Origin of the sequence: Pseudomonas sp. B21-035 (assembly GCF_024748945.1) — a bacterium.
Lineage (GTDB): Bacteria > Pseudomonadota > Gammaproteobacteria > Pseudomonadales > Pseudomonadaceae > Aquipseudomonas.
This window is the reverse complement of record NZ_CP087179.1, coordinates 522,082-536,920: the sequence shown is the minus strand read 5'-3', so window position 1 is coordinate 536,920 and position 14,839 is coordinate 522,082. Positions and strand designations below refer to the sequence as shown.

General features: G+C 64.0%; 13 protein-coding genes. 2 read left to right on the top strand and 11 right to left on the bottom strand.

Annotation, left to right across the window (positions count from 1 at the left end; genetic code table 11):
- Positions 1-10: 10 nt before the first annotated feature.
- Positions 11-1,225: a phosphoserine phosphatase SerB gene (gene serB / locus LOY22_RS02355; protein WP_045193750.1), complete on the bottom strand. Its 1,215-nt coding sequence runs from the start codon at positions 1,223-1,225 to the stop codon at positions 11-13.
- A 135-nt stretch (positions 1,226-1,360) separates the two neighbouring features.
- On the opposite strand from serB, the gene LOY22_RS02350 reads away from it, so the two are divergent.
- Complete coding sequence (locus LOY22_RS02350) at positions 1,361-2,863, top strand: histidine kinase (RefSeq protein ID WP_258596093.1); 1,503 nt, start codon at positions 1,361-1,363, stop codon at positions 2,861-2,863.
- A gap of 505 nt (positions 2,864-3,368) precedes the next feature.
- Here LOY22_RS02350 and LOY22_RS02345 read toward each other — a convergent pair.
- The 9 genes from LOY22_RS02345 to LOY22_RS02305 all read right to left on the bottom strand — a co-directional run bounded on the left by LOY22_RS02345 (position 3,369) and on the right by LOY22_RS02305 (position 12,635).
- Positions 3,369-4,076, bottom strand: coding sequence for a membrane integrity-associated transporter subunit PqiC (locus tag LOY22_RS02345; RefSeq protein WP_045193753.1), 708 nt, complete (start codon positions 4,074-4,076; stop codon positions 3,369-3,371).
- 176 nt (positions 4,077-4,252) lie between these two features.
- Positions 4,253-6,511, bottom strand: a complete 2,259-nt coding sequence (parC, locus tag LOY22_RS02340) for a DNA topoisomerase IV subunit A (RefSeq protein WP_045193754.1) — start codon at positions 6,509-6,511, stop codon at positions 4,253-4,255.
- A gap of 10 nt (positions 6,512-6,521) precedes the next feature.
- Positions 6,522-7,040 (bottom strand): TIGR02281 family clan AA aspartic protease, encoded by a 519-nt coding sequence (locus LOY22_RS02335; RefSeq protein WP_045193755.1) that lies wholly within the window; start codon positions 7,038-7,040, stop codon positions 6,522-6,524.
- A complete protein-coding gene (locus LOY22_RS02330) occupies positions 7,037-8,023 on the bottom strand; it encodes an esterase-like activity of phytase family protein (RefSeq protein WP_045193756.1) in 987 nt (328 codons plus the stop codon). Before LOY22_RS02330 ends, LOY22_RS02335 begins: the two co-directional genes overlap by 4 nt.
- Entirely contained in the window at positions 8,020-9,924 is a 1,905-nt protein-coding gene (gene parE, locus LOY22_RS02325) for a DNA topoisomerase IV subunit B (RefSeq protein WP_045193757.1), read from the bottom strand. Before parE ends, LOY22_RS02330 begins: the two co-directional genes overlap by 4 nt.
- 36 nt (positions 9,925-9,960) lie before the next feature.
- Entirely contained in the window at positions 9,961-10,569 is a 609-nt protein-coding gene (locus tag LOY22_RS02320) for a YqiA/YcfP family alpha/beta fold hydrolase (RefSeq protein WP_258596079.1), read from the bottom strand.
- A 102-nt stretch (positions 10,570-10,671) separates the two neighbouring features.
- The gene (gene cpdA, locus LOY22_RS02315; RefSeq protein ID WP_093376759.1) at positions 10,672-11,487 is read right to left on the bottom strand and encodes a 3',5'-cyclic-AMP phosphodiesterase; all 816 of its coding nucleotides are present in this window, start codon (positions 11,485-11,487) and stop codon (positions 10,672-10,674) included.
- An 84-nt stretch (positions 11,488-11,571) separates the two neighbouring features.
- Positions 11,572-12,024, bottom strand: a complete 453-nt coding sequence (locus LOY22_RS02310) for a DUF1249 domain-containing protein (RefSeq protein WP_045193762.1) — start codon at positions 12,022-12,024, stop codon at positions 11,572-11,574.
- A complete protein-coding gene (locus tag LOY22_RS02305; RefSeq protein ID WP_093376764.1) occupies positions 12,015-12,635 on the bottom strand; it encodes an NUDIX domain-containing protein in 621 nt (206 codons plus the stop codon). Before LOY22_RS02305 ends, LOY22_RS02310 begins: the two co-directional genes overlap by 10 nt.
- Before the next feature lie 186 nt (positions 12,636-12,821).
- Between LOY22_RS02305 and LOY22_RS02300 the strand changes: the two genes are divergently transcribed.
- A complete protein-coding gene (locus LOY22_RS02300; RefSeq protein WP_093376769.1) occupies positions 12,822-13,568 on the top strand; it encodes an RsiV family protein in 747 nt (248 codons plus the stop codon).
- Here LOY22_RS02300 and cytX read toward each other — a convergent pair.
- The gene (gene cytX / locus LOY22_RS02295; RefSeq protein WP_093376774.1) at positions 13,537-14,829 is read right to left on the bottom strand and encodes a putative hydroxymethylpyrimidine transporter CytX; all 1,293 of its coding nucleotides are present in this window, start codon (positions 14,827-14,829) and stop codon (positions 13,537-13,539) included. The two genes, LOY22_RS02300 and cytX, sit on opposite strands and share 32 nt — an antisense overlap.
- Positions 14,830-14,839: the final 10 nt, after the last annotated feature.

The following is a 14,839-nucleotide window of genomic DNA, read 5'->3' as shown; positions in this document are numbered from 1 at the left end:
GCCAGGTCCGTCAGGCGCGAGCGTCGCGATCGCGAAAACCCAGCAGGTAAAGCACACCATCGAGACCCAGGGTCGAGATCGCCTGTTTGGCCGACTGCTTGACCAGCGGCTTGGCCCGGAACGCCACGCCCAGGCCGGCGATCGCCAGCATCGGCAAGTCGTTGGCGCCATCGCCGACGGCAATGGTCTGCTCCATCTGCAGGCCTTCTTTGCGCGCCAGCTCACCCAGCAGGTCAGCCTTGCGCTGGGCGTCGACGATCGGCTCGACCGCCACGCCGGTCACCTTGCCATCGACCACTTCCAGCTCGTTGGCGAATACGTAGTCGATGCCCAGCTTGGCTTGCAGCTGCTTGGCAAAGTAGGTGAAGCCACCGGAGAGGATGGCGGTCTTGTAACCCAGGCGCTTGAGTTCGGCGAACAGCGTCTCGGCGCCTTCAGTCAGGCGCAGCGACGCACCGATCTGGTCCAGCACGCCAACGTCCAGGCCCTTGAGCAGCGCCAGGCGCTCCTTGAAGCTGGCACGAAAATCCAGCTCGCCACGCATGGCCCGCTCGGTGATTTCCGATACCTGCTCACCGACCCCGGCAGCCTTGGCCAGCTCGTCGATCACTTCGGCTTCGATCAGCGTCGAGTCCATGTCGAACACCGCCAGGCGGCGGTTGCGACGGAACAACGAATCCTGCTGGAAGGCGATGTCGACGTTCAGCTCCTGGGCGACGCTGAGGAACTCGGCGCGCAGGGCTTGCGGATCAGCCGGCTCGCCTCGTACCGAGAACTCGATGCAGCCCTTGCTCTGCTCGGCCGGGGTGTCCAGCGCGACACGACCCGAGAGGCGATCGATATGGTCGATGTTCAGCCCGTACTTGGCGGTGATCGAGCTGACCCGCTGCAGTTGCTCGGCAGTCACCCGCCGGGTCAGCAGGGTGACGATGTGCCGGGCTTTGCCCTGGCCTTCGACCCAATTCTGGTAGTCGGCCTCGGAAACCGGGGTAAACCGCACCTGCTGGTCGAGTTCGTTACCCGCAAACTGGATGTTCTTGAGCACCGACGAGGCCTTCTCGGTATCCGGAATTTCGACCAGGATGCCAAAGGACAGGGTGTCGTGAATCACCGCCTGACCGATGTCGAGGATGTTCACTCCACCCTGGGCCAGGACGCCGGTGATGGCGGCGGTAAGACCCGGGCGGTCTTCACCGGTGATGTTAATCAGAACGATTTCGCGCAAGACGGGCTCCGACTCGTTGAAAAAAAGCGCATTCTACCGATTTTCGCTGACCATCGGGCGCAGTCGATACTTTGCCCGCCCCTGAGCGCTCGCTATACTGCGCAGCAACTTCTCCGACATAAAGAGCCGCGCTCTGTGAACCGGCCCACGCCCGTTAAGACCGACAACTTCTTCCTGCTGATCTTCCACGCCCTGCGCCAACGCCGAATACCGCTGGCGCTGCGTATCGCCTGCCATAACGTGTTTCTGGTGGCACTGGCGCTGGTGATCTACGCCTGCGTGATGGGCCTGCAGTTCAAGGAAGCCATGCATGAGCAGGCCGATGCCCTCGGGCAGAGCCTGACCACCCAGACCGCCACCTCGGCCACCGAGCTGCTGGTGTCCAACGACATCCTCAGCCTCAACGTGCTGCTGGGCAACCTGGTGAAGAACCCGCTGGTGGCCCATGCAGCGATCTACAGCGTCGACAACCGGATCCTCGCCGAAGCCGGCCAGCGCCCGAAAAACGGCCTGCTGGGTGAAGCCGAAGGCCTGTACCAGACCAAGATCACCTTCCAGGACGTGACCGCCGGGCAACTGCGCATCAGCCTGGACATGAGCCAGTTCCAGCAGCCGCTGACCATCAGCCTGCAGAGCATGGGCATCCTTGCCGGTATCCTGCTGGCCCTGGCGCTAGCCATGAGCCTGCGCCTGGGCCGCTACATCTCCACGCCGCTGTTGCAGCTGCGGGTCTGGCTGCGCGACATCAACGAGTTCACCCCGGCCATCGAACGCCAGGATGAAATCGGCGACCTGGCGCGTCAGCTGCACACCCGCCTGGCCCCGCCACCACGGGAAATCGAGCCGGAAGAAGAAGAGTCCTTCGATGAGGATGAGGATGAGCCGGAGTTCGAAGTGCGCAACCTGCGCGACCCGAGCTTCGACGAACAACCGGCTGTGGCCAAAGCCGCCAAACCGGTCAAGCCTGTAGCGGACGACGACAGCGATGACGCCTTCGCCGACCTGCTCGACGAGGACCACAGCCCCGCCCCTGCCCCGGCAGCCCCGGTCAACCGCGAGCCACAGGCCAGCGCCGTGCTGGCGGTGCAACTGGGCTCCCAGGAGCAACTGCGACGCCTGCCGCGCACGCGCCTGACCGAGCTGCTGGAACGCTACCGCGACTGCCTCGACCAGGCAGCCTCACTGTATGAAAGCGAAGTGCACACCCTCAACGACGGCAGCACCCTGCTGTTGTTCCACAGCCAGGACAGCGGCGAGGACTACCTCACCAATGCCATCTGCTGTGGCGAACTGCTGCGTGCCCTGGGCCATGAGCTGCAAATCGAAGTGGCCGACAGCGGCATCACCCTGCAACTGCAGCTGGGCCTGGCCCTGGGTGAAGACCTGCACGGCCTGAGCCAGATCGACCTGCTGCTGACCGAAAAAGCCCAGGATGCCCTGGCCCTGTCGCAGCACAGCCGCAACCTGCTGCTGGTCGAGCGCAAGATCAGCGACGACGCCCTGGTTCGTCAGCGTGCGCGGATTCGCCCGATCGCCAGCCCCGAAGGCGCTTGCTGTGTCGAGCGTCTGATGGAGCCGTACCCATCGATGCTGGAGCGGCAACTGGCGCGGATGCATGAGCGCCGGGTCAAGAGCTGACCCCTTGGCAGAGCAAAAGCCCGCAGTGATGCGGGCTTTTTTATGGCTCTTCACGGAATCCCGGGTTGGGATGTTGAGGCTGCGAGTTTATCCATTCAGTGTGGGGCTGCTGTTGGCCCCTTCCGCCTTTACGGCGGCCTACTTTTCTCTTGGGAAGAAGTAGGCAAAACCGCTTGCTCCTGCATACGGCCCTACGCTGGAGCGAGCGGTTTTGTTTCCTTTTGCCAAGAACAAAAGGGACCCGCCGTAAGGGCGGAAGGGGCCAACAGCGGCGCCACACCGAATGGATAAGTCCGCAACCCAACCCAAGAATCATAGCCCCCGGGATTCCGTGAAGAACCTTTTTTATTGCCCTGTAGGAGCGGGCTTGCCCCGCGAAAACGCTAGCAACCCGATGTGTCGCCTGCGCCGGCCGCATCGCGGGTCAAGTCGGATCGTCGCACCGCGGCTCCCACACGGGCACAAAAAAGCCCGCATCGCTGCGGGCTTCTTGTAAGTCCTCGATTTAGAAGCGGAACACTTCCAGGTCGGTACGAATCGGCGTAGCCAACGGGATCTTCGGCTTTTCCGGCTCTTTGCGCACTTGTACCGGTGCAGCTTTCTTCGGTTGTTGTTCTTCCACCACTGCCGGCTGGTTGGCCAGCGGCTTCAAGGCAATGCTCAACTGCTCGGCGAGCTTTTGCAGCAACTGGCCCTGGGCTTGTACCTGGGCGCTCTCGCTACCCTGGTGCTGCTGCTCCAGGTGCACGATGCGGTTGTCACGGACCTGGCCACGGCGATCGAGCAGGCGCCACTGGGCGTCGAGAATCGCTGGCTGGTTGGTGCCGGAGTCCAGGCGGGTAATCGACAGCAGCACTTGTACATCCGGGGTGAAACCGGTGCTGGCCGGGGCCAGGACCACACGTTGGCTGTCCAGACGCCAGGCCAGCTGACGGACCAGCAACTGGTCGATGTCGGCCGACAGGCTACCGGCCCAGCGGCCATCGGTGGCAGCAGTCAGGCTGCCATCGGCCTGGCGTTGCAGCAGGGTTTCGCGTTGCAGGTAGTCGGCAATCGACACTGGGCCGAGAACCACTGCCATACCCGCGCTTTGCTTGGGTTGGCCAGGCTCACCGCTGTCGAGCTGATACAGGGATACCGGTTGGTGCATGCTGCAACCAGCCAGTCCGAGCACGCCACACAGCAGAACCAACGGAAGGCGCAGAAATTTCATCATCCCATCCAGGCGGTCGCCACAAGGCAAACCGCAGTGATACTCATATAGATTCGTTCGGATACACAGCCACGCTGGTACCGCAAGGGGCCTATCATCCGCGAAATAGCGGCTCGACTCCAGTGTTTCAACCGCGAACGGGCACGAAAATACCCGTTCAGGCTGTCTAACCCGGCTTATCCGGGAATTTCGACCAACAGCGCGTCAACCCGCTGGAAGCCACGGGGCAATTTGTTGCCCCGGCGCCCACGTTCGCCCTTGTAATGCTCAAGGTCGTCGGCCTTCAGAGACAGGGTACGCTTGCCGGCCTGCAATACAAGGGTCGCGCCGTCGGGAATGACCGCCAGATCAGTGACAAATTCTTCACGCGAGGCCACCCGGTCACCCGGGATGCCGATGATCTTGTTGCCCTTGCCCTTGCCCAGTTGCGGCAGGTCGCTGACCTTGAAGATCAGCAGGCGGCCTTCGGTGGTCACCGCCGCCAGCCAGTTGTGCTCGCGATCGGCGACCGGGCGCGGGGCAATGACCTTGGCACCGTTGGGCAGGCTGAGCAGGGCTTTACCGGCCTTGTTCTTGGCCTGCAGGTCCTCGCCCTTGACCACGAAGCCGTAACCGGCGTCGGAGGCGATCACATACAGGGCGTCATCTTCGGGCAGCAGCACGCAGTCGAAGCTTGCGCCCGGTGGCGGCGTCAGACGGCCGGTCAACGGCTCGCCCTGGCCCCGGGCCGATGGCAAGGTGTGGGCGGCCAGCGAGTAGCTGCGGCCGGTGGAGTCGATCAGCACGGCAAACTGGTTCGAGCGCCCGGCAGCGGCGGCCTTGAAGCCATCGCCAGCCTTGTAGGAAAGGCCCGTGGCGTCGATATCGTGGCCCTTGGCGCAACGCACCCAGCCCTTCTCCGAGAGCACCACGGTGACCGGTTCGGTCGGCATCAGCTCGTTTTCCGACAGGGCCTTGGCTTCGGCACGGGCGACGATTGGCGAGCGGCGGTCGTCGCCGTAGGTTTCGGCATCCTTGATCAGCTCGGCACGCACCAGCTTGCGCAGCTTGGTTTCGCTGCCCAGCAGGGCAATCAGCTTGGCTTGTTCCTTGGCCAGTTCGTCCTGCTCGTTGCGGATCTTCATCTCTTCCAGGCGCGCCAGTTGGCGCAGGCGGGTCTCGAGGATGTACTCGGCCTGGGTTTCAGTAAGGTCGAAGCGGGCAATCAGCGCAGCTTTCGGCTGGTCCTCGGTGCGGATGATGTGGATAACTTCATCCAGGTTGAGGAAGGCTACCAACAGGCCTTCGAGCAGGTGCAGGCGGCGCTCGACCTTGTCGAGGCGGAACTTCAGCCGGCGGCGCACCGTCTGCACGCGGAATTCCAGCCATTCGACCAGCAGCGCCCGCAGGTTTTTCAGCTGCGGGCGGCCATCCAGGCCGATGATGTTGACGTTGACCCGGTAGCTGGACTCAAGATCGGTGGTAGCGAACAGGTGCTGCATCAGCTCGTCGAGGTCAACCCGGTTGGAGCGGGCGATGATGACGATGCGGCACGGGTTCTCGTGGTCCGACTCGTCGCGCAGGTCGGCGACCATCGGCAGCTTCTTGGCCTGCATCTGCGCGGCGATCTGCTCCAGCACCTTGGCCCCGGAGACCTGGTGCGGCAACGCGGTAACGACGATATCGCCGTCCTCAATGCGGTAAACCGCGCGCATGCGCACCGAACCACGGCCACTTTCGTAGATTTTCAGCAGTTCGGCACGCGGGGTGATGATCTCGGCTTCGGTCGGGTAGTCCGGGCCCTGGATATGCTCGCAGAGCTGCTCGACCGTGGCCTTGGGCTCATCGAGCAGGCGTACGCAGGCCGAGGCGACTTCGCGCAGGTTGTGTGGCGGCACGTCGGTGGCCATGCCCACGGCGATACCGGTGGTGCCGTTGAGCAGGATGTTCGGCAGGCGCGCCGGCAGCACCGCAGGCTCATCGAGGGTGCCGTCGAAGTTCGGCACCCAGTCCGCAGTGCCCTGGCCCAGCTCGCTGAGCAGTACTTCGGAGTAGCGCGACAGGCGCGCCTCGGTGTAGCGCATGGCGGCGAAGGACTTCGGATCATCCGGCGCCCCCCAGTTGCCCTGGCCATCGACCAGGGTGTAGCGGTAGCTGAACGGCTGCGCCATCAGCACCATGGCTTCATAGCAGGCCGAGTCGCCATGGGGGTGGAACTTGCCGAGCACGTCACCGACGGTACGCGCCGACTTCTTGTGCTTGGAGTCGGCGTCCAGGCCCAGTTCGCTCATGGCATAGACGATGCGCCGTTGCACCGGCTTCAGGCCGTCGCCGATATGCGGCAAGGCGCGGTCCATGATCACGTACATGGAGTAGTTGAGGTAGGCCTGTTCGGTGAAGTCAGCCAGTGACCGGCGCTCTACGCCATCGAGGCTGAGATCAAGGGAGTCGCTCATGCGGGCCTCATCATTTCAGGTTCTGGCGCAGCAGCAAGGTGCCGCCACGCTGGGTAAATTCGAGTTGTTTCAGGGCACTCATGCCCAGTAAAACCTGTTCGCCATCGAGCCCCGGCACCACCAGCGCGCGCACATTGCGCAGGAGGATATCGCCCAGCTGCAGCTGGTCCAGGCGCGTGCGGTAGCCCTGGGTGCGGCCATTGGCGGTGCTCAACATCACCGGCGCGCCGCGCTCCAGGCCTAGCTTGCCGGCCAGGGCTTCGGGGATCGCCACGTCGGTCGCCCCGGTATCGAGCAGAAAATGTACCGTCTGGCCGTTGATCCGGCCATCGGCGACGAAATGCCCCTGGCCGTTGCCGGCCAGTTGCACTTCGATGTAACCCTCGCCGTGTTGCGAGGTGACCACGGCATTGGGGTTGGCCTGACGCTGCTCCCATTCGCCGAAAAAGCGCGTGGCCAGGAACAATCCGGCCGCCCAGGCCAGAATCAGCAGTACCCGGCCAGCACGCTTGCCCGGCGGCTGGCTCACGATTTGCCACTCCAGCCGCCGGCCGGCGCGGCAAAGCGCCAGACAATCGGTCGCGATTCGCCGTCCTGGCGGGTCGCACCGTTGTTGTCCAGGCCAATCCAGGCGCCCTTGTCATCGATCACCAGCGCCTCGGCCAGGCCGAATGGCTGCGAGTAACGCCGGGGTTCGGCCAGGGCATCGGCGGCAAACGACCAGCAGCGCTCGACCTTGGCTGTCTGCGCATCACGCCGGCAAATGCGATAGGCGTTGCGCTCCAGGGTAAAGAGCTTGTCGTTGAACAGGGCCAGGTCGGCAAAGTCGCGCGACACCGGGCGCGGCCTGGGCATCTGCGGCGGCTGCATCTCGACCCCGGCTTCGCTGAGCAGCACACAACCGTTGCCGCAGTTCCAGGTGGTCTGCTGGCGGTTGATCAGCAGCAGGCCGCGGCGCTCGCGCTCGGCCGCCAGCCAGATACGGTCGCCGGCCGGGCTCACCGCCAGGCCTTCGAACAGTGCATTGAAGTGCAGCAGCATGCCGCTGGCCCGCGCCTGGCGGACCATGCTCGGGTCGATCTTCAGCCAGTTGGGCGCGCCTTCCATTGGCACCTGCAGCACGGCCGCATGGGCTTCACTGACCAGGTAATGGTTGCCGGCGGCATCACAGCTGATGCCTTCGAAGTCCAGCTCGCCGCCGCGCACCTGCGCGGCAGCCCAGGTGCGCGAGCGCAAGCCCCAGGGCAAACCGCTGTCCGGTACCGGCGGTACCTCCATGTGCAGCGCTTCGGCTTGCCAGACGGCAGCCGAGGTATCCAGGCGGTAAAGCAGCTCGTCATCGCGGTCGGAAACCGCCCACAGCCCGCCTCGGCATTCGCTCAGGCCAGACAGATTGCCGCCACGCATGCCCTCGACCGGGTGTTCGGCAACCAGCTTGAGCTCCGGCCACGGCGCGGCCAGTGCCGGAAGCGTCAACAGCGCCAGAGCCGCAGTCAGGGCCACACGTATCAAGCCAGGACCTCGGCCAGGTTGCCTTTGGATTCCAGCCAGCTCTTGCGATCGCCGGCGCGCTTCTTGGCCAGCAGCATGTCCATGATTTCGCGGGTGCCGTCCAGGTCGTCGAGGGTCAGCTGGACCAGGCGTCGGGTGTTCGGGTCCATGGTGGTTTCCCGCAGTTGCGGCGGGTTCATCTCACCCAGGCCCTTGAATCGGGTGACCTGCGGCTTGCCGCGCTTCTTCTCGGCCACCAGGCGGTCGAGGATGCCGTCGCGTTCGGCTTCGTCGAGGGCGTAGTAGATTTCCTTGCCCAGGTCGATGCGATACAGCGGTGGCATGGCCACATAGACGTGGCCGGCTTCGACCAGCGGGCGGAAGTGCTGGACAAACAATGCACAGAGCAAGGTGGCGATGTGCAGGCCGTCGGAGTCGGCGTCGGCAAGGATGCAGATCTTGCCGTAGCGCAACTGGCTCATGTCGGCAGCGCCGGGATCGACGCCAATGGCCACGGCAATGTTGTGCACTTCCTGGCTGGCCAGGACTTCGCCGCCATCGACTTCCCAGGTGTTGAGGATCTTGCCGCGCAGCGGCAGGATGGCCTGGAACTCTTTGTCCCGCGCCTGCTTGGCCGAACCGCCGGCCGAGTCACCCTCGACCAGGAACAGCTCGGCACGCATCGGGTCCTGGCCGGCGCAGTCGGCCAGCTTGCCCGGCAGTGCCGGCCCCTGGGTGACGCGCTTGCGCTCGACCTTCTTGCTCGCCTTCAGGCGCCGGCCGGCGTTGTTGATCGCCAGCTCCGCCAGCTGCATGCCCACCTCCGGGTGAGCGTTGAGCCACAGGCTGAAGGCATCCTTGACCACGCCAGAAACGAACGCGGCAGCCTCGCGCGAGGACAGACGCTCTTTGGTCTGCCCGGAGAACTGCGGCTCCTGCATTTTCATCGAAAGCACGAAGCTGATGCGCTCCCAGACGTCTTCCGGCGCCAGCTTGACGCCGCGCGGCAGCAGGTTGCGGAACTCGCAGAACTCGCGCATGGCATCGAGCAGGCCCTGGCGCAGACCGTTGACGTGGGTACCGCCCTGGGCCGTGGGGATCAGGTTGACGTAGCTTTCCTGGACACTGTCGCCGCCTTCGGGCAGCCACAGCAGGGCCCAGTCGACCGCCTCCTTGTTACCGGCCAGGCTGCCGCAGAACGGCTCGTCGGGCAGGCGCAGGAACTCGCTGACCGAATCGACCAGATAGGAGCGCAGGCCGTCTTCGTAATGCCACTCGACCTTCTCGCCAGTGCCTTTGTCTTCGAAGCTGACCAGCAGCCCCGGGCACAACACAGCCTTGGCCTTGAGCACGTGCTTGAGGCGGCTGATGGAGAATTTCGGCGAATCGAAATACTTGGGGTCCGGGGCGAAGTACACGCTGGTGCCGGTGTTGCGCTTGCCAACGCTGCCGACTACTTCAAGCTCGGTGGCCTTGTAGCCATCGGCGAAGGTCATCTGGTACTCGTTGCCGTCGCGCTTGACCTTGACCCGCACCTGGCTGGACAAGGCGTTGACCACCGAAATACCCACCCCGTGCAGGCCGCCGGAGAACTGGTAGTTCTTGTTCGAGAACTTGCCACCCGCGTGCAGCTTGGTGAGGATCAGCTCGACCCCGGACACGCCCTCTTCAGGGTGGATGTCCACCGGCATGCCGCGACCATCGTCGGACACTTCCAGGGAATGGTCGGCGTGGAGGATCACCTGCACCGACTTGGCGTGCCCGGCCAGGGCTTCGTCGACACTGTTGTCGATCACTTCCTGGGCCAGGTGGTTCGGCCGGCTGGTGTCGGTGTACATGCCCGGGCGCTTGCGCACCGGGTCAAGGCCGGAGAGGACTTCGATGGCGTCTGCGTTATAGGCACTAGCGCTGGGAATGGCCATGGGTTCTCGTCGTCAGTCGTGGGTGAAAATAGGTTATCAAAATACAGAAAAATCGAGTGTTTGATACTGCTGCGGGGCAATGCCGGCAAAGCTCAGCAGGGCTGGCAGGCGTTCGGCAAAGCCCTGGAAGCTGTGATCGCCACCGGCCTGGATGCGCAGTGCACAGGCACGGTAGAACTGCTCGGCCTGGCGGTAGTCCAGGGTTTCATCGGCGGTCTGCAGCCACACTTGAAAGCGCCCGGCATCGGTCGGCGCCGGCACTTCCAGCTCGGCCAGAGCCTGCACGTGGTCCAGGGTCAGTTCCCAGTTTTCGCCGGTATAGAGGTTCTGCTGCGGCCCCAGGTAGCCGTCGAACAGCCGGTGCGGGTTGATCGCCGGGTTGACCAGCAGGGCCTTGAGCCCGTGGCGCTCGGCCAGATGGGTGGCATAGTAGCCGCCGAGCGAGCTGCCGACCAGTAATGGCGATTCGAGCTCGGCAATCGCCGCCTCAAGCTGGGCGATGGCCTGGCGCGGGTGATGATGCAGGGCCGGCACGCGCAGGCGCTCAGCCAGCCCCAGCTGGGCCATGACCGCTACCAGCTGGCTGGCCTTCTTCGACGACGGCGCGCTGTTGAACCCGTGAATATAGAGAATCGAACCCGACATGCCGCCCCCGATGCGCCTTGAATGCCTGGATCGCCAGGCAGGAAAGCGCGCATTTTAGCCTGTTAGACGGCAGATGCAGCAGTTTCAGCGATTTGGCAACACTTAATAGCCGTCGCCTTCGTAGTCGACGGTGAATTCGAAGTCGCTGACCCGCGACACGCCGGTGTCGATCGAGCCGTCCGCCTGCAGGCGCAGCCAGCGGTAGCCGGGGGCCTGCTCGCCGACTTTGAAGTCTTCGCTGCGCGGCTCGAACTGGATGCAGGTCGAGGGTGAGGCCAATAGCCGCACGCCGTCGCGAACCTGGTCCCACTCCTGGTGAATATGGCCCCAGAGCAAGGCCCGCACCTGTGGATAACCTTGCAGCACAGCAAACAGTGCGTCGGCGTTGCGCAAGCCGATCGGCGCCATCCAGGCGCAGTCGATAGATACCGGTTGGTGATGGAAACAGATCAGGTGATGGCGCTCGGGCGCTTCGTCCAAGGCGCTCTTTAGCAACCTGAGCTGGCCGTCATCGAGCAAGCCCGGCACCGAACCGGCCACCGCCGAGTTGAGCATGAGGATTCGCCAATTGCCGATATCCACCTGCGGATCAAGCAAATCAGTGCCCTGCGCCGCCTGTTCCATTGGCAACGGCTCGTCATGGTTGCCGGCGAGCCAGCGCGCGGGGGCCTCAAGGCTCGCGGTCAGGTCACGAAAACAGCGGTAGGACTCGACCGAACCATCCTGGGACAAATCGCCGGTGGCCAGCAGCAGGTCGATCCGCGGCTGCTCGTCGCGTACCCGCTCGATCACCCGCTGCAGGCTGTCGCGGGTATTCATGCCCAGCAGCGTGCCTTGCGCGTCGGCAAACAAATGACTGTCGGTCAGTTGCACCAGGTACACCGGCGCGTCGCTAGGGGGGATCGATGGTTGCGGCAAGGGCCGACTCCTTGAACGGATTCAGCGCGATTATGGCGGCTGGCGGGCGTTGAGCAAATACTCGAAAACGACCGTCATCACATTTCAGCGAACGACGGCCAACTCATGGCCACAGGCCAGGCAATGGCTCAGCCATTCACCGAGGAACAGATTGAGCTGGGCCTTTTCGTCCGGCTGGTGCATGGCCGCATTGGGGTACGGATAGATACTGCGAAAACGCCGGGCGTGCTCGGCGCTGACCACTTCGGCCATGCGCGCGTCGTGGTAGACCTGCACCTCCAGCTGCGGCACCGGCAGCCAGGGCAGGCTGTGCTCCTGGCGCACGCGCAAGGTGGTGGTGTAGGGACAGGCGAGCACTACATCGAGGACCAGCACGCCAAGCATCTGGTCGCCCTGGGTCATGCCGATCCGGCGCGAGCTCTGGGTGCTGCGCATGTCGGGCAGCAGGCGCATCAGGCGCGCATAGTTGGCCTCGCAGGCAGCCTGCAACCCGACCAGATCTACCCGGTAGCGCTCGCGCAGCAGATTCACGACCATAGCCCCCTGACTTCAGCGCGGTTCAAGGCCAGCCATTGCAAGGCAATGATGGTTGCCGCGTTGGCAATTTTGCCGTCGCGCACGGCCTGCAGCGCATCCTCGAACGCCCAGACCTTCACGCGAATATCCTCGCCTTCTTCTTCCAGCCCGTGCAGGCCACCGGCCCCAACGCTGCTGCAACGGCCCAGGTAAAGATGCACAAACTCGTCGCTGCCGCCCGGTGACGGGAAATACCGGGTCATCGGCCACAACGTACTGAACACCAGCCCAGCTTCCTCCTCGGCCTCACGGTGTGCAACTTCTTCCGGTTGTTCGTCCTTGTCGATCAGACCGGCGACCAGTTCGATCAGCCAGGGGTTGTCGACCTTGCCGATGGCGCCGACGCGAAACTGCTCGATCAGCACCACTTCGTCGCGCTGGGCATCGTAAGGCAGCACACACACCGCATCATGGCGCACGAACAGCTCGCGGCTGATCTCACGACCCATGCCACCGGCGAACAGCTCGTGGCGCAGGCGCACCTTGTCGAGGCGGTAGAAGCCCTTGTAGCAAGTGGCCCGATCGACGATCTCGACCTGGCTGGGCACAGCGTTGTTGAACGTGTCAGACATGGGAATCCTCATTACCTCATTTACCGCATCGCGCCATCCTAACCTGCGTACCGCTGCGTTTCACCTCTTTAAAGATACCGTCCAGGCTGCGAGGATAGGCACCCCGCTGGTCTATTCAGCTTAGTGGCGAACTGACGGCCTTGCCGACGGTCCAAGTCCGATCACCTTTGCCTTACAAGGATCATCATGACGCTTGTGAAACTGACTTCCGTGGCCGTGCTGGCCCTGGCCCTTGGCGCTTGTCAGAGCCTGTTCCAGCCCAACATGCGCACACCGCTGGAGGTCAAGCGCGACCGTTGGGAGCACATCAAGCCCGGTTGCAGCAATGCCGATTGCCCGCTGGTCAACATCGACACCATCCACTTCCCGGCCAACCCCAAGCTGGACGGGATCGTCGAGAAACGCCTGCTGCAACTGACCCAGGACAACGAGCGCAGCGCCCTGCCCAGCTCGCTCAAAGCCTACGAAGAGCAGTTCATGGCCAGCGCGCAAAGCCGCAACAGCAGCTACCTGCAAGCCAAGGTACGCGAGCAGCATGACGGACTGGTGATCATCGAACTGTCCAGCTACCTGGACACCGGCGGCGCCCACGGCATGCCCGGACGCGGCTTCATCAACTATTCGCGCCAGCAGGACAAGGTGCTGAGCCTGCAGGACATGCTGGTGCCGGGCCAGGAAGCGACCTTCTGGAAGACCGCCGAAGAAGCCCACAAAGGCTGGCTGATCAGCACCGGCATGGACAAGGACGCCGAGTTCGTCAAGACCTGGCCGTTCCGCCAGACCCCGCACATCGCCCTGACCTACGGCGCGGTGGTGCTGAAGTACGAGGTCTATGCCATCGCCCCGTACTCCATGGGCCATATCGAGCTGAAAATCCCCTACCCGCGCCTGAACGGCGTGATCAGGCCGGAGTTGTTTCCCGGTCGCGGCTGACTGCCGGCGCGGCGGCCCAATAGACCACCCCTGCCAGCAGCAAGGCCGGCAGGGTCGAGCCGACGTTCGGCGCGTAGTGCGCCAGCAAATGGTAAGCCGCTACGCCAATCGCCCAGGCCAGCAATGCCGGCCAGTGCAGGCTGTGGATCGGGCTTGAGTCGCTGTGCCGGCGGCGGACGATGAAGTGATCGACCAGCACCACGCCGAACAGCGGCGCGAACACCGAGCCGATCAGCAACAGGAAGTTCTGGTACTGCGCCAGCGGCGCCAAGCTGGCGATCAGGGTGCACAGCACGCCAATGGCCAAGGCCAGGTGCTCGACCTTCAAGCGCAGCAGAAAACCTGTGGAGACCGCCGCCGAGTGAATATCGGCAAAAGCTTTTTCCGACTCATCGAGCAGGATCAGCAGCAACGGAATGCCCAGGCCGGCGCCAGCCAGGGCCAGCAGCAAGGTATTGACCTCGCCCGCCGGGGCAAAGGCCAGGGTGTAGGCCACGCCCAGGCTCATCATCCACACGTTGCCGATGAAATAGCCCAGCGCCGTGCCGGCAAACACCCGGCTGGCGCGCTGGCTGAAGCGTGAGTAGTCGGCAATCAATGGCAGCCACGACAGCGGCATGGCAATGGCAATATCAATGCCAATCGCCAGCGGCATCGAACCATCGCCGGCGCGCGCCCACAGCGCGGCCAGATCGGCCTTGGCAAACAGGTTCCAGGTCAGCCACAGGCAGGCGCCGATCAGCAGCCAGATGCCCCACTTGCGCAAAATCTTGCGCACGAAGGTCAACGGCCCGCTGACCGCCAGCAAGGTGGCCAGCGCGCCGAAGCACAAGGTCCACAGCAACGGATTGGTCAGCACGCTGCCTTCGCCGAAGGCGCGCTCGCCAAGCAGGCTGGCGGCATCGCGCATGACGATGATTTCGAACGAGCCCCAGCCGATCAGTTGCAGGAGGTTGAGCATGGCTGGCAGACGCGCGCCATTGCTGCCCAGGCTGCGGCGCAGGGCGGCCATCGACGACAGGCCGGTATCACTGCCGATGACCGCGACCGCGGCGAGCAGCAGCACGCCGACGCTGGTGCCGACGATGATCGCCAGCACAGCATTGGCCAGGCCCAGGCCGGGGCCGAGCAAAGCACCGGTCTGCAGCACCATCAGGCCGATGCCGAGGGAAAACCACAAAGAACAGAGGTCGCGGCCGCTGAGCACGCGTTGCTCGGCGCTGACCGGGTGATCGGGGGAAAACTGGCTGGGTGTGCTCACGAGTGTGGTC

Excerpts from the sequence above, each read along its gene's own strand:
- LOY22_RS02345 (WP_045193753.1), bottom strand. The coding sequence starts at position 4,076 with ATGAAATTTCTGCGCCTTCCGTTGGTTCTGCTGTGTGGCGTGCTCGGA.
- parC (WP_045193754.1), bottom strand. The coding sequence starts at position 6,511 with ATGAGCGACTCCCTTGATCTCAGCCTCGATGGCGTAGAGCGCCGGTCA.
- parE (WP_045193757.1), bottom strand. The coding sequence starts at position 9,924 with ATGGCCATTCCCAGCGCTAGTGCCTATAACGCAGACGCCATCGAAGTC.
- LOY22_RS02320 (WP_258596079.1), bottom strand. The coding sequence starts at position 10,569 with ATGTCGGGTTCGATTCTCTATATTCACGGGTTCAACAGCGCGCCGTCG.
- LOY22_RS02310 (WP_045193762.1), bottom strand. The coding sequence starts at position 12,024 with ATGGTCGTGAATCTGCTGCGCGAGCGCTACCGGGTAGATCTGGTCGGG.
- LOY22_RS02305 (WP_093376764.1), bottom strand. The coding sequence starts at position 12,635 with ATGTCTGACACGTTCAACAACGCTGTGCCCAGCCAGGTCGAGATCGTC.
- LOY22_RS02300 (WP_093376769.1), top strand. The coding sequence starts at position 12,822 with ATGACGCTTGTGAAACTGACTTCCGTGGCCGTGCTGGCCCTGGCCCTT.